This is a genomic window from Ruegeria sp. HKCCD4315 (assembly GCF_013112245.1).
Lineage (GTDB): Bacteria > Pseudomonadota > Alphaproteobacteria > Rhodobacterales > Rhodobacteraceae > Ruegeria.
This window is the reverse complement of the sequence record NZ_WVRN01000001.1, coordinates 942,814-961,512: the sequence shown is the minus strand read 5'-3', so window position 1 is coordinate 961,512 and position 18,699 is coordinate 942,814. Positions and strand designations below refer to the sequence as shown.

Here is an 18,699-nt window from a genome sequence, read left to right as displayed (position 1 = left end):
CCCATCCCTTGGCCGGTCGTAGCCAGATTAAGCGTTCTGTCAGGAAAGTGTCAAAAACCTTCGCTCAAAATCGACGGCTCGCGGCGTGCTGTGCAATCATTGCGGGGGCAGACCCGACAATTAGGTCCAACCTCGGTAACTGCTGGTTCGAAAGCTGTTTCCGGCTCGGGGCGCACCAACATGACAGATCGATAGGCTGGATCTTGATCGTACCCGGCCACAGAATGCGGCCAGGCATACGCGAAACACTCAAACGTGGCCGAGGCCCGTCCAGTCTGCACAACGCGCTTGCGCACCGGCACCAGGGGGCGGTTCAAAGCAGTAAAAACTGGCCAAAGGGGGCAAGCCTCGCCATGTCTTGGCATGGCAAATCCCGGAACCGGCTTGAGGAACAAGATGCTGCCGGACGCATCGCACAGCACCAAGCCGATCGGGCCAGACACAACACTTTCGGGCAAACATGCCAAGCGTCTCAGGACCGTTGCCATGTCCACAGAAAAGTGGCGCGCAAGGTTAATCGGATCCGGGCCAGCGTCCTGAACAAACGAAGCAACCGCATCCATTGGCATGGCTTGTGCGTCAGCGCTCAGTGTTTCCAACATATCACGTGCGACGGCTCGGGCCGCCGCAGTGTTAAGGTCACTCAGGTCAACGATATCAGCCTCACCTCGACCCTCCAATTCCGGGAAAGTGTAATCACGCGCCTGAAAGAACGCTTCGACCTCTTCCAAAGGTACACCGCGCGGGTCGACTGCCGTATCGCTTTCGTCCAGAAACGTCACCAGCGCCTTGGAACTGCCTGCCAATCGTTCGGCATCCTGGTGCAGGTTCTTATGAAACCGTTCACGCCATTCAGCCTCGATATCCTCGGTGTCTGCAAGAATCGCGGCCGTAGATCGAATCGCTGCTGCTGTTGACAAGACCTCGTGCATCGAGGCCGCCAGCTGAGGATCATGGGTCAGCCGGTCAGACAGCATCTCGACATTGCGTTCCAACGAGACGACACGGCGATGCATCTGTGCCAGCACCCCGGCCCAGCCTGGAAAGCGTCCGGCGAACTCTTCCAGAGCGTCCAATTCGGCGGTCTGACCAACCGCATCATCCGCTGCTTCGCGCAGGGCCGACACCAATGTGGCTTCGATCCCCTTTGTCAGCACCGAAGGCTCTACCGACAAGGCCGCTGCGATGTCCACCAGCAGCTTGCCCCCGATCCGACGCCGATTATGTTCGATCAAGTTCAGGTAAGAGGCCGAAATCCCAGCCAACCGCGCCAATTCAGCTTGCCTGAGCCCGGCAATCTGCCGCCTCTCTCGGATACGGCTTCCCGTCAAAGTATCTCGCATGCTTGCATCCTCCTGGCTAAGGTTAAGCCGAGATTGCGAAAATTATTATCGAAACATGTTATATATTTCTGAGGTTTAGTTCAAAGTTTTCAATCCTGATTTACAATTTTAACAAAGCCAGCGTGGTCACCACACAGGGATGACTTGTCGTTATCACACGATAAAGCCCTTCCCCCCTTCTCTTCTGCGCAGTTTCCCGGCACGATACCCGTATGAGCGACCCAGCCTTCGAATATGCGCCCATCGGCCTTGTAGAGCTTGAAAACCGGATTATCCGGCGCTGCAATCTGCAATTCGCGCGCACGTTCGGTGGCGAAGAAGCCGACTATCGCAACATGCCACTGCTGCACCTTTATCCTTCAGTCGCCGATTGGGAACGGATCGGAGAGCGCAGCCTGCAGGTCATGCGCGACACCGGCTATTACACTGACGAACGCGTCATGAGACGGCGCGATGGCGATCTGTTCTGGTGTCGCGCGCGCGGTCGATCACTGACCCCCGATGATCCGTTTCGGCACGGCATCTGGAGTTTTTCGGATATCTCAGAAGAACGACCTCTGGTTGAATTGACAGTGCGTGAACGCGAAGTGGCCATCTTGTCCTGCCGCGGTTTGTCGGCCAAGGAAATCGGCGCAGAATTGGGGCTGAGCTATCGCACGATCGAAGCCTATCGCGCCCGGTTGCTTGAAAAATTTGGCGCACGAAAGCTGTCTGAACTGGTCGCGAAGCTGTCGGGGATGCCCCTGTAAGTCAATCGGCCCTTTAAATTAAGCGGCAAACCAGTTCGTGATGGTGCGAGTCGGCGCTTTTCATGCACCGCTGCTTGGCCTATAACGCTGCGTAATTTGATCAGAGCCCGCAAAAACAGACGGGCCAAAGGGGAACCGTCGAGGACACTCATGACAGATACCAAACACGAAGCGGATGTGGCATTCATCAAGGCTCTGGCTGAATTGCTGCGCGAAAACGACCTGACCGAGTTGCAGGTCAAACGCGAATACGGCGAAGAAGACAGCCTGAACGTACGCGTCAGCCGTATGACACAGGCCGCTGCCGCTCCGGTTCAGGTCGCGGTGCCCGCCGCAGCCCCTGCTCCAGTTGTCGCCCCTGCGGCCGCCCCTGCCGCTGCCGAAGCTCCAGCGGCGCAGGAAGACCCTGCCAGCCATCCCGGTGCTGTGACCTCACCCATGGTTGGAACGGTCTATATGCAGCCTGAACCCGGTGCGCCTGCATTTATCTCCGTTGGCGCTGCGGTCTCGGAAGGCGACACGCTGCTGATCGTCGAAGCGATGAAAACCATGAACCACATCCACGCCCCAAAATCGGGCACGATCAAACGCATTCTGGTCGGTGATGGCGACGCTGTGGAATTCGGCACTCCTTTGGTCATCATCGAGTAAGGCGGGCCCATGTTCGACAAGATCCTGATTGCCAACCGAGGCGAGATCGCCCTGCGCGTCATCCGCGCTGCCCGCGAGATGGGGATAAAGACGGTCGCCGTCCATTCCACCGCCGACAGCGACGCGATGCATGTACGCATGGCGGACGAATCGGTCTGCATTGGTCCTCCGCCCAGCCCGCAAAGTTATCTGTCCGTGCCTGCCATCATTTCGGCATGCGAGATCACTGGTGCACAGGCCATACACCCCGGCTATGGCTTCTTGTCCGAGAATGCCGAATTCGTGCAGATTGTCGAAGATCACGACATCACGTTTATCGGCCCCACCGCCGAGCATATCCGCGTGATGGGCGACAAGATCACCGCTAAAGACACGATGAAAGCACTGGGCGTGCCTTGCGTGCCCGGATCTGACGGTGGCGTACCCACATTGGAAGACGCCAAGCGCATCGGTGAGGAATTCGGCTATCCGGTCATCATCAAAGCCACCGCCGGTGGCGGCGGTCGCGGCATGAAGGTCGCGATGAATGCGGATGAAATGGAAAGCGCCTTTATGACCGCGCGTGCAGAAGGCAAGGCCGCCTTTGGCAATGACGAGGTCTATATCGAGAAATACCTGACCACGCCGCGCCATATCGAAATTCAGGTCTTCGGCGACGGCAAGGGTAAAGCGGTGCATTTGGGTGAACGCGACTGCTCGTTGCAGCGCCGGCACCAGAAAGTGTTTGAAGAGGCCCCCGGCCCCTGCATCACCCCCAAAGAACGGGCTAGGATCGGCAAGATCTGTGCCGACGCCGTGGCCAAGATCAACTATATCGGCGCGGGCACCATCGAGTTCCTCTATGAGAATGGCGAGTTCTATTTCATCGAAATGAACACCCGCCTTCAGGTGGAGCATCCGGTAACAGAAGGCATCTTTGGCGTCGATCTGGTGCGCGAGCAAATCCGCGTGGCCGCAGGCGAGCCGATGTCATTTGGGCAAGATGATCTGGAAATCAACGGCCACGCCATTGAGGTGCGGATCAACGCGGAAAAGCTGCCGAATTTCTCGCCTTGTCCGGGTAAAATTACCGCATATCACGCGCCGGGTGGTCTGGGCGTGCGGATGGATTCAGCGCTTTATGACGGATATTCAATCCCGCCCTACTATGACTCGCTGATCGCTAAGCTGATCGTTCAAGGCCGCGACCGGGCCGAAGCGCTGGCGCGGCTGGAACGCGCATTGGGAGAGTTGATCGTGGACGGAATCGATACCACAGTGCCTCTGTTCCATGCCCTGCTGCAGGAACCCGACCTGCACAGCGGCGACTACAACATCCACTGGCTGGAGCGCTGGCTTGCGGAGAATATGGAATAGTAACCTCCAAGAACCGGAGGGCGCACGCCTTCCGGTTCCCTCTTACCCAAAATGAGCCTATCCGCTGAACTTTTGCTGCACGGGTACTCCATCGGCATTTTCCCGATGGCCGAACACCGCGATGACCCCGAGCTGTTCTGGGTCGATCCAAAATTTCGCGGCGTCTTTCCGTTGGACGGGTTCCATGTCTCCCGTAGTCTTTCACGCCGCATCCGCAATTGCGGGTTCGAAATCACGATAGATCAGGACTTTTCCGGCGTCGTGGATGGCTGTGCCGACCGGGCCGACACCTGGATCAACGCAGAGCTGCACGATCTGTACCGCCAATTGCATCAAACAGGCTATGCCCATTCTCTCGAAGTCTGGGACGGAGCCGCACTTGTGGGCGGTGTCTATGGTGTAACCTTGGGGGCTGCATTCTTCGGGGAAAGCATGTTCTCACGCCGCACCGATGCGTCGAAAATCGCCCTTGCCTATCTTGTGGACCGCCTGCGACAAACCGGATTCCACCTGTTCGATACGCAGTTTCTGACTGCGCATCTGGCGTCCCTTGGCGCTATCGAAATCCCGCGCAGCGCTTACAAAAGAGAACTTGAAGAGGCTCTGAATCTCGGCGCCGATTTCAAGGCGTCAATCGATCAGTCCGCAGCGGGTGTGATACAGCGGATCACCCAGACATCATAACGCGCATGGTCCAGCGCGTTCAGGGCTGGGGATGTCGCAATCATCCAGCCGTCAAACAACTGATCAGCTTTCCCCGTTTCCCAAATCGTAAGATAGGCAAACGCGTCACCCGTCGGGTTATCAACTGGATAGCGGCAATCCCCCAACGCAACATCCAAGCCGAAAACAGCTTCGGTCTCACCGATTTGCATTTCAACATCAACGGTCTGACCGCTGACTTTGTCCAGCCCGCGCAGCATGGCCCCCGGACCGGACTGGACCTTTTGCTGAGCAACAACACTGGTTCCGACCAAAAGAAGGGCAATCAAAGCAGCACGGATCATTCGCTGCCATCTCCGGCCACAAACTTGACCAGCAGAGAGATCAGGCTGACCGCGCCTTGTGTATCTTCGATCTCGTCTCCGGGTTCGAAATAGAATGGCGACCCGCCGGGCATAACTTCGACGAAATTGCCACCCAGCAGCCCCTCGGACGAGATCACAATAGCGCTGTCATCCGGCACTAGGATGCCATCGGCAATGGTGAAGGTCGTGTCTGCACGATAGGTATCCGCGTTCAGCGTCACACCGGTTACCGTTCCAATCTTGACGCCTGCAAGACGGACATCCGTGCCAACACCAACCCCTTCCAGCGACCTGAAAGACGCACCAAGTTCGTACCCGGCCGCGCCTTGCGACAAGCCCGTCGATTGGCTGGCGTAAACGCCAAATGCCAGAGCGCCGGCCAACACGACGCCACCGACAAATACTTCGGTCCAATTATGGCTCGACATGTTCGCCTCGCTTATTCTGGGCTCCAGGCCTCATAATCCTTGCGTTCTACCGGCTCGGCCCGACGCAGCGAACCTGCTGGCGCATAAGCCATAGCAGTACCGGTCAGGTTTTCCTGATGCGGCTTTTCCCAGGATTTATGCGGCAAAGGCTTATCCGTCGGAGGCTCATCCCAGGTGCGATGCAACCAACCGTGCCATTCGGGATCAACTCGGCTGGCTTCAGCCTCACCGTTGAAGATCACCCAGCGTTTGCTGTCGTCCGCTGTGCGATAAAAAACATTGCCTTCATTGTCTTCGCCGACTTTGACGCCTTTTCGCGAAGTGTAAATCTGCGTGTTCAGAGTGGACCCATTCCACCAGGTTACGGCTCGCAAAAGACTGTTCAGGATTCCCATCGGGTGCCTCCGGCATTTCGGTCGAGAAAAGGTATGGACCAAAGGCTCGCCAAGGTCCAGTGCCCCTGGTGCCGCAAGCGTCACTCCGGCAGAAACGCGGTCACTTCGATCTCGATCCTGTATTTCGGATAGATCAATCCACATTCAATCATGGTCGCAGCCGGAGGATTTGCGCCGAAGGTGTCCGCCAGAATGGGCCAGCAAGGCTCAAACTCTGTGCGATCCGGCAACATGTATGTCACCCGAACCACATCCTCGAATCCTGCACCTGCCTTTTGCAGAGCAGTTTCAATGATGCTCAGCGCGGAGCGACACTGCGCCACAATATCTTCACCCTGCCCCACTGTTCCGGCCACGTGAACCCAGCCGCCCGCGACAACCGCACGGCAGTATCCAACTTTTGCTTCGAATTCACCGCCGGATGAGATCCGCTGAATCGCCATGCCGCTTCCTCTTCGTTGATCGCAAGCCCAAGACCACTGCAACAAACGAAAAAAGGCAATCGCCAGTTCTCAGGCCGCAACTGTCTCGGGGACACTGGTAAAACGACAGCGGGGGCAGAGCCCCCTACTGTCTTGTCAAATCCAACACCCGTGAATTGCTATTAACCTGCGGATGCAGATTCCGGCGCTGCGTCTGCATAGATGAACAGTGGTTGTGACTCGGACGATACCGCCTCTTCGTTCACGACAACTTCACTGACGTTCTTCATGCCCGGCAGTTCGAACATGGTATCCAGCAGAATGTCTTCCAGGATCGACCGCAAGCCTCGTGCACCGGTTTTGCGCTCAATCGCCTTCTTGGCTATAGATTTCAGCGCATCATCCGTGAAGTCGAGTTCGACATCTTCCAATTCGAACAAGCGCTGATACTGCTTGACCAAAGCGTTCTTGGGCTTGGTCAGGATCGTGACCAATGCGTCTTCGTCCAGATCTTCCAAAGTTGCCAGAACCGGCAAACGTCCCACAAACTCGGGGATCAAGCCGAATTTCAGCAAATCTTCTGGCTCAAGATCCTTGAAAATCTCGCCTACGCCGCGGTCGTCATTGTCACGCACATCGGCACCAAAACCCATGGCCGAGCCTTTGCCGCGCTGCGCGATGATCTTGTCCAGACCAGCAAAGGCACCACCGCAGATGAACAGAATGTTGGTGGTATCCACCTGCAGAAATTCCTGCTGCGGATGTTTGCGTCCGCCTTGCGGAGGAACGCTGGCCACGGTGCCTTCCATCAGTTTCAGCAAGGCTTGCTGCACGCCCTCGCCCGAAACGTCCCGTGTGATCGACGGGTTTTCAGACTTGCGCGTGATCTTGTCGACCTCGTCGATATAGACGATGCCGCGTTGCGCGCGTTCGACGTTGTATTCGCTGGCCTGAAGCAGCTTGAGGATGATGTTTTCGACATCTTCGCCCACATAGCCCGCTTCAGTCAGCGTCGTTGCATCAGCCATGGTGAATGGCACGTCCAGAATACGGGCCAGTGTCTGCGCCAGAAGGGTCTTACCGCACCCTGTTGGGCCAATCAGCAGGATATTGGATTTCGCCAGTTCAATGTCGCTGCCGGCTTTCTGAGCATGGTTCAGACGTTTGTAATGGTTGTGAACCGCAACGGACAGAACGCGCTTAGCGGTTGCCTGCCCGATCACGTAGTCGTCCAGAACCTCGCAGATGTCTTTGGGCGTGGGCACACCATCAGACGACTTCAGCCCGCTGGCCTTGGTCTCTTCACGGATGATGTCCATGCATAGTTCGACGCATTCATCGCAGATGAACACGGTCGGGCCCGCGATCAGTTTTCGCACCTCATGCTGGCTTTTCCCGCAGAAACTGCAGTAGAGCGTGTTCTTCCCGTCGCCGCCTGAATTCGTCGCCATGATATACCTTTCGGGCCTCGTCCCTGCACCCCGGCAGGGATGCGCTTACGCCTGTTTGTGCAGCTTAGGCCAGCACTCTGGCGGCTACAATCTCAAAATGACCCCCGCGCCGATGGCGCGGAGCACTGGCCTTAGGCCTCTTCCGTGTCCATTTTTGCACGGTTTTCGACGATTTCATCGATGTGGCCCCAGTCTTTCGCTTCTTCCGGGCTCATGAAGTTGTCACGGTCCAGCGCCTTTTCAACCGCCTTTTTAGTCTGCCCGGTATGACGCACGTAAATGTCATACAGGCGATCCTTCAGCTTTTGTGTTTCGGCCGCATGGATCATGATATCGCTTGCCTGACCCTGATAGCCACCACTGGGCTGGTGAACCATGATCCGGCTGTTGGGCAGCGAAAAGCGCATCCCTTTCTCACCACCAGCCAATAGAACCGACCCCATCGATGCCGCCTGACCGATCACCAATGTGGAACATTTCGGCTTAATGTACTGCATTGTATCGTAAATCGATAAACCGCTTGTCACCACACCACCAGGGGAATTGATGTAGATCGAAATTTCCTTATTCGGATTCTCGGCCTCAAGGTGCAACAGCTGCGCAACGACCAAATGGCTCATACCATCGTGAATTGGGCCGTTGATGAAGATGATCCGCTCTTTCAAAAGACGCGAGAAAATATCGTAAGCGCGTTCGCCCCGGCTGGTCTGCTCGACGACCATGGGAACGAGCGTATTCATGTAAGTATCTACGGGATCGAACATTCTGAACCTGCCTGCTTTGCTATGGATCGGGACACTACCCCAACAAGTATTACCCGAGTCTTAGTATCGGCTCGGGGGGGCTGCAAGGGGGGCAGGTGAGAACGACGCAGGAATGTGTGCTGTGATCAAATACGCGCAAGGCAGCACCCGATGTTCACATTCAAAAACGGCTGATGGAACGCAACCGACGCCCTTTGGTTGCGGTAGGGGGGAAAGGTGGCTTCTGTTTCCCTTTCACGCATCACGGTATTTTGATTTATACATATAGAGCAAAATGACCGAAACATGTATGTGGATGCAACGCGGCAAAGGTTCGTTGTAATGTAATAACGTGACCCACTTGATGGGTTAGCAAGGAAAAAGAACAATGGCACTTCCCCAACTGTCACAAGACATGTCCCAAGAAGACTTTGACCGCATGGTCGGCAACGCGACACGTGCGTCGAATTTTCTAAAGGCGATCAGCCATGAAGGGCGCTTGATGATCTTGTGCCACCTGGTATCGGGTGAGAAATCTGTGACAGAATTGGAAGAGCTTTTGTCCGCAAGGCAAGCCGCGGTGTCTCAGCAATTGTCGCGCCTTCGATTGGAAGGTTTGGTCATCCCAAGACGGGAAGGTAAAGCAATCTACTACCGTTTGGCGGACGATCGTCCAAAACGGATGTTAGAAGTGATATATGAGTTGTTTTGCGGCGATGGTGCCTCTTAACGGCTGGTTTCATTAGCGGAAAGCTGCTACCGAACCTCCATCGAGCACCAAGGAGACGACAATGATCCGTGTTATTCTGATTGGCCTGAGCCTGTTTGCCCTGACAGCCTGCGAAACTGCAAAAGGCGCTGGGAAAGACATTGAAAAGGCCGGGGACGCCATCCAGGACGCTGCAACAGACGTGCAGGAAAACCTGTAAGGTTTTCTGAACTTGCTCAGTGCGTTCGTCTTCAAACCAAGTAGACGGATTGCTGCGCCCGATCTCAATACCCACATTGCCGGGGCGCGGCCTCTTGGCTTTATTTTCCAGAACCACATTGGGGCTCTTTTGCACGCGCGAAAGAGCCCCGTTCCCGTTCAGCTGGGGGTGAGTGGTAGCCTGTATAAAACCGTAAACCGGCAAAGGAAAAGGCGTCAGGTGCGCCGACGTTGTCTTTGCGAGTACCCTTTCGGATACGCCTGACGCCTTACCGGGTCGATGCGCCCCAAGGGGTGCCCCGATCCTTTTGCCTCAGCCCACTGAGGGGCCGTGACAACTGCTTTGACCCCAAAGGGTCGCGCAGCCTGCATCGGCCATCAAAGAGGATAGTCAACTGAAACAAGCGCGATGCTTGCCCGCAACTGACCTTAACGGTAAGTCTTTGAAGCTCTAAGAAAATCCCAAGACCCTCTCAAACCCTCAAACCCCTGGACCTTTGCTTACCACCGTCGGTTCCGAGGACCCTAGGCAGTGATCAGACTGTTACATTCCGGTCCTCGCCCGGCAAGAAAATAGCACTGCAGCATGAAAAATAGACGGGGATAAAATGTTGATATCCGGCGGGACATTTCTGTGGATAATCCGAGAAAGCACGACACCGCGCTGAGTTGATCGGATGTTCAGGTAGCCGTCGATTATGTGCCACTTTTCCATGAAATGCTGCGGGTGCAAAGGCGGAAACTCGGCCGTTTCAGTGAGAACCACTGGGTTTGATCAACTCTCAGGCACCAAATCCGTCGAATCGACGACCTGAACAGCTCTTTATTAGGTCACCTCGTTACCCACGGCAGTGCTTGGCCCCCAGCTGAAATAGGGCGTGAAAAACTCTTGTCGGTAATTCATCAAGAACCGGATGGCGAAGATTCACTACGTGCGAGACCCAACTGGCCCCGATCGTGGGACAGCGCATTCCAACCGGAACGCTTTGAATCCTGTAGCACACAGTGACATCGCCACCCGGTCTCCTCCCCCTGGCAAAGACAATGGCTACAATACTGAGAAGCGGTCCGACCCGGACGACGACCGGCCACTCTGCCGCATAGGCGGCGTGCGGCGGTCTATACCCCCTACGGTCCGACCGGGCCGGAACCGCTTCAGTTCACCTGACGTTCCAGAACGGTGCTGTAAGTCGTTCCGTTTCGCAGGCTACGGAAATCCGCATAGATCTTGCCGTCTTCATACCGCGCATCGATCAACGCATTGGCGCCAATCACCAGCGGTGAGGTTTCAACAATGCCGATGGCGCCAGAGCCATCCAGACTGATGGTTCCGGTTGCCTCGTACTCATTCCATTCGGTGTCGCCATCGCGCCGCCATTTGCTGGGACCCCAAAAGACATTGTCCTCCTGAATCTGCACATCCAGCATCCATTCGGCCTGGTTGAACCGAGGCTCGTCGCCTTTGTAGTAATGGCTGGGCTGGACGGTCGTGTAAGACCCCAACCACGTACCGCGAAGGTCGGGCGTTGTTTCAGCCATCGCGGCTGTTCCAAGGGTGAGTGTCGTGGCCAAAGCAGCTGCTCCGGCAGTCATGTATCTGGTCATGGGCTCTCTCCTTCTGTGTGCCCAACAGATTGGGAGAGCGCATAGCGGTTACAACTTACCTAAAGTAAACTTCACACACCGTTCAGGTTGCCGGGCGCATGAAGCGATCGGAACCTGCTGATGGTGCGCCTTTTTCCTTCCCACAGCAGTCAACGCAACTTAAAGACTGGGTGCGATACACCCGCCCGACGGACAGAAACGCGAAAAGGTACAAATGCACTTTCCCAAAAGACACCATCGCGCCTTCAAAAGCGCTGTCCGACGCTTCCGAAGCGAGTTTTCGCAATTTGTACTGGAACAAAGCGGCTCTGAAGTGCTGTGCGGGCCGATGAAAGGCTTTCGCTTTACCGAAAACGCCTTTTGGGGCGGGCACTCTGATACCGCCACAAAGATCTTTGGCCTGTATGAGCAGCAGAATCTTGGCATCCTGAGCAACTCGGACAAGCCCGTGCTGGTGGATATCGGCGCGGCCGATGGCTTTTGGGGCGTTGGCCTTGTCTCGACCGGTAACTTCGAGAAAAGCGTGTGTTTTGAAGTATCGGCAAAGGGCCGCGAGGTCATCCGCGAGACGGCCGAGCACAACGGTGTCGGTGACCGCGTGACCGTATTTGGCGACGCGTTGGATAACACCGCCGAGAATATCGCAAGTGTTGCCCCCGACCCCGGTGACATTTTCTTTCTGATCGACATCGAGGGCGTGGAATTCAGCCTGCTGACCGAAGAATTTCTGACGCAGTATCGCCAGTCGGAATTCCTGATCGAACTGCATCCTCAGATGGTCGAGAACGGCGCTGCCAAATTGAGGGCCATCGAAGATTTTTGCGGTCAGTATTTCCAGATCACCTATGTGGACGGCAGCGTCCGCGACACGTCAGAGATGGATAAAATCCTTAAGCTGGGGGATGATTTCAAATGGCCGATCATCTCGGAAGGGCGCGGGTTTCCGATGCAATGGCTGCATCTGGTGCCGCGCGGATAAGGCATTTGGCCTGAGCGAAAAGAGAAAGCGTCAGGCCCAGGCCAGCGCTGTGCCGATCAGAACCAGAACGATCCCCGCAACTTCCCGGCATGAGAAGTTCTCGCCAAACAGAAAGAATGAGGCGATGGCGATCAGCACGACCTCGGCCCCCAGAATACCGGTGTAGATGATGCCCAACCGCTCTTCACGCAGCGCGGCGAGTTCCAGCGTTGCGGCGGCCAGCAATGTGGCGACGATCAGTAGGGTCAGGCCAACACCGGGGATCTTCCACCAGAACTTCATCGAGATCATGGCCACGGAATAGAGACCCGCCGACCCAAGGGCGATGAGGGGGATCATGGATGTAGACATCTGGGCCTCCTGCCGAGGTTGCCGTTGGGTCAAGTGTAGCAGGTGGGCGGCTTTGAGGCTGTGAGGTTGGTCACAGTGGGGTTATGGATTATAGACCCATCCTAAGTAGGGTGGGTCAGTCCAACCCTCGTGGAGGGCTTCGGCCCGCCCTACGAGGCTAATCGTCTAAAGGTGCCGCTGAGTTTTTTATGTCCGCAACCAGAATAAGATTACCGGCCGCAGCAAGACCTGCGAGCAATGAATAGGTAAACAGCCAGAAGCCAACACCAGAAAGAAGCAGAGTGTCATAGGCCTCAACTGCCAGAGCAAATATTATTGCTAGTATTTGCAGCAGAACAAAATGAAAGAAAACTGCCACCAACTGCATGAACATTGAGTCTTCGGCACCGTCTTTGTGCAGTAGTTTGACGTACGCGCCGGACGTCATCGCAAAAACGATCGCCATTGCTCCCAGAGAGAAAGAAACCATTGAGGGCAGGATTGAAAGGGCAAGGCTCGCCCATTCCCGCTGGCCGTCGCAATTCACTGGCAACCAGAGCCCATGCAACAGCCAGGTCAAGGCGAACGAAAGATACAAATAAGGAGACTTCCGGAGAGCTTGGAAACCTCCATAACCTCGCCAATAGATTTTGAATGGCTTAGGAATTATCCTACTCAAGGACGTTAAACTCATCTGGATTATCGCCATTAAATCGATAGAGCTCTCTGCCTTCAAAAGCCACACGCCTTATGGCACCGTAACTGCTTTCGTCTTGCTCGAGTTCAATCTCGATTTCGGCGGGTACCTCCTTCGTCGATCTGGTGACACGCTTTTCATCGGTGTCAAACCCGGATACTTCCACTTGTCCATTGTCTTTTGCAAGGCTTGTGTAGATTCGCATGCGAGGTGTTAACACTAGTGTGTCCTGACCGGAGGCCTTTGTCGCAGTTGTTTGAAGCCTCTTGATTTTCATTGCTTCTATTTCTTCGAGAACTTCGCGATGTTCGTCACTCAAGTCATCAGGATTTGGCACGAAAAGATCTATGTCAATCTTGGTGATAGAGTCGACATCAAGGACATACTCCAGAGCGTCAGATTTTGATGCAACATGAACGAAAACGTCATCACAAATTGATCCTTTCGCATTTCGCAATATGTCCTCGAACGCCTTGCGAGCTACGTTTGGCGAGATCGTACTGCCTTCGTCATTGTTCAACTCCACATACAACGCATGCTTGTCTTCGCGAAATGAAAAATAGAAAATTCTAGAGTTAAACCCAATGTCGTCTGGAAACTGAATTCCGGCTTCTTCCAAAGATTTTTCCTCCAAAGAGGACTTGCTAACCGCTGGCGCCGTTGGGTCAATTTCTGACCAAGTAGCAATACGGCCCCGGAAAATACCGTCTTCTGAGGCTGTTATTGGTGAAATCCGTGCATAGCGTTCACCCCGGTGTTTAATCGGATTCGACTTAGATGCCGCTTCAAACAAATCTCTATAGGCATTTTCAGGATGGGGTTGAGCAACTACGTTCAGCAGTACGTAGGATTTTCTCATTCAATTTTTCCTATAATCTTATAAGTTGTAGAATCCGCGCGCCAACGGCTAGGTCGCACAACCTTGATCATCAGTCAACGCGCTAAAATAATTGCGAACTGTCTATAATCTCCCGTGGGAACGCAGTTGACTGCGCCACCCGCTTTAACCCACCCGTCGTAATAATGCTCAGCCTGCAGCTGTCTAACAGCACTATTACTGCATCGGGTGCCGCACGCGTTTGGCTTTGCCAAACGCTTCCGCGCACTCGCACTTAAAATGGACTAAGAATCCATTTTAAGTGCGGAAATAAACGCCTCCTGCGGGATATCAACCTTCCCGAACTGGCGCATCTTCTTTTTACCCGCCTTCTGCTTGTCCAACAGTTTGCGTTTCCGCGTGGCATCGCCTCCGTAACATTTCGCAGTCACGTCCTTGCGCAGGGCGCTCAGGGTCTCGCGGGCGATGACCTTGCCTCCGATGGCGGCCTGGATCGGGATTTTGAACATGTGGCGCGGGATCAGGTCCTTGAGCTTTTCGCACATCGCCCGGCCCCGCATCTCGGCCCGGTCGCGGTGAACCATGGTCGACAGCGCGTCGACCGGCTCGTCATTCACCAGCACCGACATCTTGACCAGATTGTCCTCGGTATAGCCAGTCATCTGGTAGTCGAATGAGGCATAGCCCTTGGTCACCGATTTCAGGCGGTCATAGAAGTCAAAGACAACCTCGTTCAGCGGCAGGTCATAAACGACCATGGCACGGCTGCCCGCATAGGTCAGGTCCAGCTGGATGCCGCGGCGGTCCTGGCAGAGTTTCAGCACATCGCCGAGGTATTCGTCTGGCACAAGGATAGTCGCCTTGATGCGCGGCTCCTCGATATGGTCGACCTTGGACGGGTCGGGCATGTCCGCGGGGTTGTGCAGCTCGATCATCTCGCCGTCCTTCATGTAGACGTGATAGATCACCGAGGGCGCGGTGGTGATAAGCTCGATATCGTATTCGCGTTCGATGCGGTCGCGGATGACCTCAAGGTGCAACAGGCCAAGGAAGCCGCAGCGGAAGCCAAAGCCCAGCGCGGCTGAGGTTTCCATTTCAAAGCTGAAGCTGGCGTCGTTTAGGGCCAGCTTGTCGATCGCATCCCGCAGGTCTTCAAATTCGGCCGAGTCCACGGGGAAGAGGCCACAGAACACCACCGGCTGCGCGGGTTTGAAGCCGTCCAGTGCGTCTTCGGTCCCGTTGCGGTCATTGGTGATGGTGTCACCGACGCGGGTGTCGCGGACCTGTTTGATCGAAGCGGTCAGGAAGCCGATTTCACCGGGGCCGAGGCTGTCGACCATCTCCATCTCGGGCCGGAAAACGCCGACGCGGTCGACGTGGTGCAGGGTGTTGTTCGACATGAACTTGACCCGCATCCCCTTTTTCAGCGTGCCGTCCATGATGCGGACCAGAACGATGACGCCCAGATACGCGTCGTACCAAGAATCCACCAGCATTGCCTTGAGCGGCGCGTCCAGATTGCCCTGCGGAGCGGGCAGTTGCTGCACAATGGCTTCCAGCGTTTCGTGGATGCCCTGCCCCGTTTTGGCGCTGACCTGAATGGCATCAGTCGCGTCGATGCCGATCACATCCTCGATCTGTTCGGCCACGCGGTCGCAGTCGGACGCGGGTAGGTCGATTTTGTTCAGCACCGGCACGATTTCGTGGTCGGCATCAATGGCCTGATACACGTTGGCCAGCGTCTGCGCTTCGACCCCTTGGGTCGAGTCCACAACCAGCAGCGAGCCTTCGACCGCGCGCATCGACCGGCTGACCTCATAGGCAAAGTCCACGTGGCCGGGGGTGTCGATCAGGTTCAGCACATAGTGCTCGCCGTCATCCGCCGTATAGTCGATGCGGACCGTGTTGGCCTTGATGGTGATGCCGCGTTCGCGCTCGATATCCATGCTGTCGAGCAGCTGTTCTTTCATGTCGCGGTCCTTGACGGTTCCGGTCTCTTGGATGAGCCGGTCAGCAAGGGTGGATTTGCCATGGTCGATATGCGCGACGATGGAGAAATTGCGGATATGAGCGAGGTCTGTCATGGGTTGGGGATATGCGTCGGAAATGGGCTGCGGTCAAGGTGGCAAGACGCGCTGCTAAATCCCCTATTTGCGATGCCTCAGTCCGGTCAGACCAGTCCGTTTTTGACCAGTTGCGCGTTCATCCAGTGTATCTCACTTTGCACATGACCCTCACGCACATATTTCGCGAGATGAGTGGGCATGTCTTCTTCATTGAATGCCGCTGTTGTTCGGACGACAAACCCCTCTTGTGCGTCGAGATTCAGGTCAGCAATCACATCTGTCAGGACCTGCGTGTTGAACCGCCCGCGATACAGTATAGGAACAGGTGTGATCCCAAGCTCGGTAAAGCGCGAAAGCGTCGCATTCCAAGATTGGATCACATCCCCTTTGACCCAAGCAAAACCCAGAAAGTAAGTCGTTAACGCTGAATACGCGATGGAGTGACGCGCAAACAAGTACTCGCCAACAATGCGTTCATCCTCGGCAAGGTGAGGTGCGATACCGGCGGCAAACGCCTTCATCCAATCACGCGACGGGTGGTATCTGGCGTCGATACTACGAGGGTGACAGCCTTGGCTATGAATGGTCGTGTTCTCGCCGTCCATCTTTTCGGTGAAAACCACTTCGTCAGCCGATGCCAGTTCATCGACACAGGACATAATTTTGTCATCGCTGGTAGCGCCGGGAGATTGAGGCAGGTGAAAAGTGCGCCCGTATTTCTTAAGCATCTCGGTCTAACTTAACTTTCTACCCTAATGTTTTGCCAGAAAACGCGACATGCCAGCCGCGTGCAATCACTTTTTCGCAACGTATGATTGATCCGTTAACCACTTTGATTCATACTCCCGCGCAGACTGAGAGGGGCACAAGATCCCTCAGGGCAGGCAAAAACGAGGCATGAGCATGAAACAGTTCCTCTTAATCGCATTCTGTGCCGCATCGATGACGGCCATCGCTCCGCAGGTTGAGGCCGCGCAGATCAAGCGCGCCTGCTTGGCGTCGGATCGGGCGGCGGCCACACGGGATCGGTGCAGTTGCATTCAGCGCGTGGCAGATCAGGCACTGACGCGCAGTGACCAGAAGACCGTCTCGAAATGGTTCGAAGACCCCCATCAGGCGCAAGAATTGAAGATGTCGAAGACCGCACGTGATGATGCGTTGTGGGATCGGTATCAGAACTTTGGCCAGATGGCGCAGGCGATCTGCAGTTAACGCACCGCAAATCCTTGACCTGATGCAAGCTGCGCCCCAGAAAAGGCGCAGCGAAAGGTGTGTTCGATGGTGATGAAAGGGCTGACCCTGCGGGGCCTTGAGGTGTTCGAGGCTTTGGCGCGGACGGGATCGGTAGCGCAGGCCGCCGAGATCACCGGGCTTAGCCAGCCATCCGTTTCTCAGCAATTGCGCAATCTGGAAAAGGCGCTGGGCACCGATCTGGTCGATCACGGACGACGCCCGATGCGATTGACGCAAGCCGGGCGCAGTTTTCTGGAACGGGCCGAGGCTGTTTTGGCCGAGTTGCAGATGGCACAAAGCGAGCTGTCGGTCATGGAACTGGGACACCTGACCACGCTTTCCATCGGGTTGATCGACGATTTCGACAACGATCTGACCCCACGGCTGGCCACGCTGCTGGCGGACAGCCTGACACGGTCGAATTTCAAACTGATCACCCTGTCCAGCTTGGATCTGTTCGAGGCGTTGGCCGAACAACGGCTACATATGGCGGTCACCGCCCATAGCGGCGAGGTGTTAGAGGGAGTGGTCGAATATCCTCTGGTGCGCGATCCATTCATTCTGGTGGCCCCGAAGGGGTCTGGCGGCGTGGCGGCGGTGCAAGACGGTTTACCGTTTCTACGCTATGCCCGCGAGCAACTGATCAGTCGCCAGATCGAAGTGCATATGGCGCGTGAGGCGCAGGAGTTCGAGGAACGGTTTGAGATCGGGTCGCATATGGCGCTGATGGCCATGGTCGCGCGTGGCCTGGGCTGGGCGATCACGACGCCGTTGGGTTTCATGCGTGCAACACGGTTCCATGATGGCTTAGAGGCCCACCCTGCCCCGTTCGGAGATTTCTCTCGCACGATCTCTCTTTTGGCCCGCACCGATTGGTCGGATCAGGTGCCGCAGGAGGTCGCGGGAATGACACGTCGGCTGATGCAAAACCAGATCATCGAACCGGCCCTCAACAAACTGCCTTGGCTGAACGGTCAGTTGAAGGTGATCGGCGGCTAGCGCTCCAGATGAGCGGCCAAGCCGGCTACTGCTGTTTCGATCAGATCCAGCGCACTATCGAAATCCCGCGTATAATAGGGGTCAGGCACATGATCAGACTGGGTTTCATGGGCAAAGTCGGTCAGCAGGCGCACAGGCGTGTTATTGCCTGCAGGGCGCAGATCTTCGATATCCGCCATGTTGTTTGCATCCATGCCGATGATCAGATCGAAACGTTCGAAATCGGCCGCCGTGAACTGACGGGCACGCAGGTCGCTGAGGTCATAGCCCCTGGCTTTTGCGGCGGCCTGCATCGGTCCGTAGGGTGGTTTACCCGCGTGCCAACCCATTGTTCCGGCACTGTCGATTGAATGATGCGGCGCGCGAGAGCGAAAGACGCCCTCGGCCGCGGGGGATCGGCAAATGTTGCCGAGACAGACAAAGAGGATACGGTGTGACATGGCAAAGCTGTAGCGTGT

At 55.8% G+C, this 18,699-nt stretch carries 23 protein-coding genes; 9 read left to right on the top strand and 14 right to left on the bottom strand.

The annotated features are described in order from the left end of the window. Positions 1-50: 50 nt before the first annotated feature. Positions 51-1,343 (bottom strand): helix-turn-helix domain-containing protein, encoded by a 1,293-nt coding sequence (locus GS646_RS04795; protein WP_171186738.1) that lies wholly within the window; start codon positions 1,341-1,343, stop codon positions 51-53. A 212-nt stretch (positions 1,344-1,555) separates the two neighbouring features. On the opposite strand from GS646_RS04795, the gene GS646_RS04790 reads away from it, so the two are divergent. The 4 genes from GS646_RS04790 to aat all read left to right on the top strand — a co-directional run bounded on the left by GS646_RS04790 (position 1,556) and on the right by aat (position 4,783). Then, positions 1,556-2,092, top strand: coding sequence for a helix-turn-helix transcriptional regulator (locus GS646_RS04790; protein WP_171093998.1), 537 nt, complete (start codon positions 1,556-1,558; stop codon positions 2,090-2,092). 150 nt (positions 2,093-2,242) lie between these two features. Then, on the top strand, positions 2,243-2,743 hold the full coding sequence (accB, locus tag GS646_RS04785) for an acetyl-CoA carboxylase biotin carboxyl carrier protein (RefSeq protein WP_171186739.1): 501 nt from the start codon (positions 2,243-2,245) through the stop codon (positions 2,741-2,743). Between the two features lie 9 nt (positions 2,744-2,752). Next, the gene (gene accC / locus GS646_RS04780) at positions 2,753-4,099 is read left to right on the top strand and encodes an acetyl-CoA carboxylase biotin carboxylase subunit (RefSeq protein ID WP_171186740.1); all 1,347 of its coding nucleotides are present in this window, start codon (positions 2,753-2,755) and stop codon (positions 4,097-4,099) included. Between the two features lie 51 nt (positions 4,100-4,150). Beyond that, positions 4,151-4,783: a leucyl/phenylalanyl-tRNA--protein transferase gene (gene aat, locus GS646_RS04775; RefSeq protein WP_171186741.1), complete on the top strand. Its 633-nt coding sequence runs from the start codon at positions 4,151-4,153 to the stop codon at positions 4,781-4,783. Here aat and GS646_RS04770 read toward each other — a convergent pair. From GS646_RS04770 to GS646_RS04745, 6 genes are all read right to left on the bottom strand, one after another. Further along, entirely contained in the window at positions 4,738-5,106 is a 369-nt protein-coding gene (locus GS646_RS04770; RefSeq protein ID WP_171647511.1) for a DUF2155 domain-containing protein, read from the bottom strand. The genes aat and GS646_RS04770 overlap by 46 nt on opposite strands. After that, positions 5,103-5,555 carry an outer membrane lipid asymmetry maintenance protein MlaD gene (mlaD, locus tag GS646_RS04765; RefSeq protein ID WP_171094008.1) on the bottom strand — a complete coding sequence of 151 codons (453 nt, stop codon included), beginning with the start codon at positions 5,553-5,555 and terminating at the stop codon, positions 5,103-5,105. The genes GS646_RS04770 and mlaD overlap by 4 nt, the downstream gene beginning before the upstream one ends. Before the next feature lie 11 nt (positions 5,556-5,566). Then, a complete protein-coding gene (locus GS646_RS04760; protein WP_171094011.1) occupies positions 5,567-5,950 on the bottom strand; it encodes an NADH:ubiquinone oxidoreductase subunit NDUFA12 in 384 nt (127 codons plus the stop codon). Positions 5,951-6,030: 80 nt separating this feature from the next. Beyond that, positions 6,031-6,393, bottom strand: a complete 363-nt coding sequence (locus GS646_RS04755) for a RidA family protein (protein WP_171186745.1) — start codon at positions 6,391-6,393, stop codon at positions 6,031-6,033. Between the two features lie 161 nt (positions 6,394-6,554). Continuing rightward, on the bottom strand, positions 6,555-7,823 hold the full coding sequence (clpX, locus tag GS646_RS04750; protein ID WP_171094016.1) for an ATP-dependent Clp protease ATP-binding subunit ClpX: 1,269 nt from the start codon (positions 7,821-7,823) through the stop codon (positions 6,555-6,557). Positions 7,824-7,954: 131 nt separating this feature from the next. Then, positions 7,955-8,587: an ATP-dependent Clp protease proteolytic subunit gene (locus tag GS646_RS04745; protein WP_170530866.1), complete on the bottom strand. Its 633-nt coding sequence runs from the start codon at positions 8,585-8,587 to the stop codon at positions 7,955-7,957. Between the two features lie 367 nt (positions 8,588-8,954). Here GS646_RS04745 and GS646_RS04740 point away from each other — a divergent pair, with 367 nt between their 5' ends. Further along, positions 8,955-9,296 (top strand): helix-turn-helix transcriptional regulator, encoded by a 342-nt coding sequence (locus GS646_RS04740; RefSeq protein ID WP_171186747.1) that lies wholly within the window; start codon positions 8,955-8,957, stop codon positions 9,294-9,296. Positions 9,297-9,357: 61 nt separating this feature from the next. Next, positions 9,358-9,495, top strand: coding sequence for an entericidin A/B family lipoprotein (locus GS646_RS04735; RefSeq protein WP_171094020.1), 138 nt, complete (start codon positions 9,358-9,360; stop codon positions 9,493-9,495). 1,154 nt (positions 9,496-10,649) lie between these two features. On the opposite strand, the gene GS646_RS04730 is transcribed toward GS646_RS04735, so the two are convergent. Then, positions 10,650-11,099, bottom strand: a complete 450-nt coding sequence (locus tag GS646_RS04730; RefSeq protein WP_171094022.1) for a hypothetical protein — start codon at positions 11,097-11,099, stop codon at positions 10,650-10,652. A gap of 214 nt (positions 11,100-11,313) precedes the next feature. Between GS646_RS04730 and GS646_RS04725 the strand changes: the two genes are divergently transcribed. Further along, positions 11,314-12,078 carry a hypothetical protein gene (locus tag GS646_RS04725; RefSeq protein WP_171186751.1) on the top strand — a complete coding sequence of 255 codons (765 nt, stop codon included), beginning with the start codon at positions 11,314-11,316 and terminating at the stop codon, positions 12,076-12,078. A gap of 30 nt (positions 12,079-12,108) precedes the next feature. Here the strand turns inward: GS646_RS04725 and GS646_RS04720 are convergent, their stop codons facing one another. The 5 genes from GS646_RS04720 to GS646_RS04700 form a co-directional block, all read right to left on the bottom strand. Further along, entirely contained in the window at positions 12,109-12,429 is a 321-nt protein-coding gene (locus tag GS646_RS04720; RefSeq protein WP_171186753.1) for a hypothetical protein, read from the bottom strand. A gap of 157 nt (positions 12,430-12,586) precedes the next feature. After that, on the bottom strand, positions 12,587-13,006 hold the full coding sequence (locus tag GS646_RS04715; RefSeq protein WP_171186755.1) for a hypothetical protein: 420 nt from the start codon (positions 13,004-13,006) through the stop codon (positions 12,587-12,589). Positions 13,007-13,079: 73 nt separating this feature from the next. Then, complete coding sequence (locus tag GS646_RS04710) at positions 13,080-13,964, bottom strand: DUF4747 family protein (RefSeq protein ID WP_171186756.1); 885 nt, start codon at positions 13,962-13,964, stop codon at positions 13,080-13,082. A 263-nt stretch (positions 13,965-14,227) separates the two neighbouring features. Further along, positions 14,228-16,027 (bottom strand): translation elongation factor 4, encoded by a 1,800-nt coding sequence (gene lepA / locus GS646_RS04705; RefSeq protein WP_171186758.1) that lies wholly within the window; start codon positions 16,025-16,027, stop codon positions 14,228-14,230. 86 nt (positions 16,028-16,113) lie between these two features. Continuing rightward, positions 16,114-16,668 (bottom strand): RNA ligase family protein, encoded by a 555-nt coding sequence (locus GS646_RS04700; protein ID WP_371732024.1) that lies wholly within the window; start codon positions 16,666-16,668, stop codon positions 16,114-16,116. A gap of 244 nt (positions 16,669-16,912) precedes the next feature. Here GS646_RS04700 and GS646_RS04695 point away from each other — a divergent pair, with 244 nt between their 5' ends. Further along, positions 16,913-17,221 carry a hypothetical protein gene (locus tag GS646_RS04695; protein WP_171647517.1) on the top strand — a complete coding sequence of 103 codons (309 nt, stop codon included), beginning with the start codon at positions 16,913-16,915 and terminating at the stop codon, positions 17,219-17,221. A 66-nt stretch (positions 17,222-17,287) separates the two neighbouring features. After that, entirely contained in the window at positions 17,288-18,241 is a 954-nt protein-coding gene (locus GS646_RS04690) for a LysR family transcriptional regulator (protein ID WP_171186762.1), read from the top strand. On the opposite strand, the gene GS646_RS04685 is transcribed toward GS646_RS04690, so the two are convergent. Then, entirely contained in the window at positions 18,238-18,681 is a 444-nt protein-coding gene (locus GS646_RS04685) for a low molecular weight protein-tyrosine-phosphatase (protein WP_171647519.1), read from the bottom strand. The two genes, GS646_RS04690 and GS646_RS04685, sit on opposite strands and share 4 nt — an antisense overlap. Positions 18,682-18,699 lie beyond the last annotated feature (18 nt).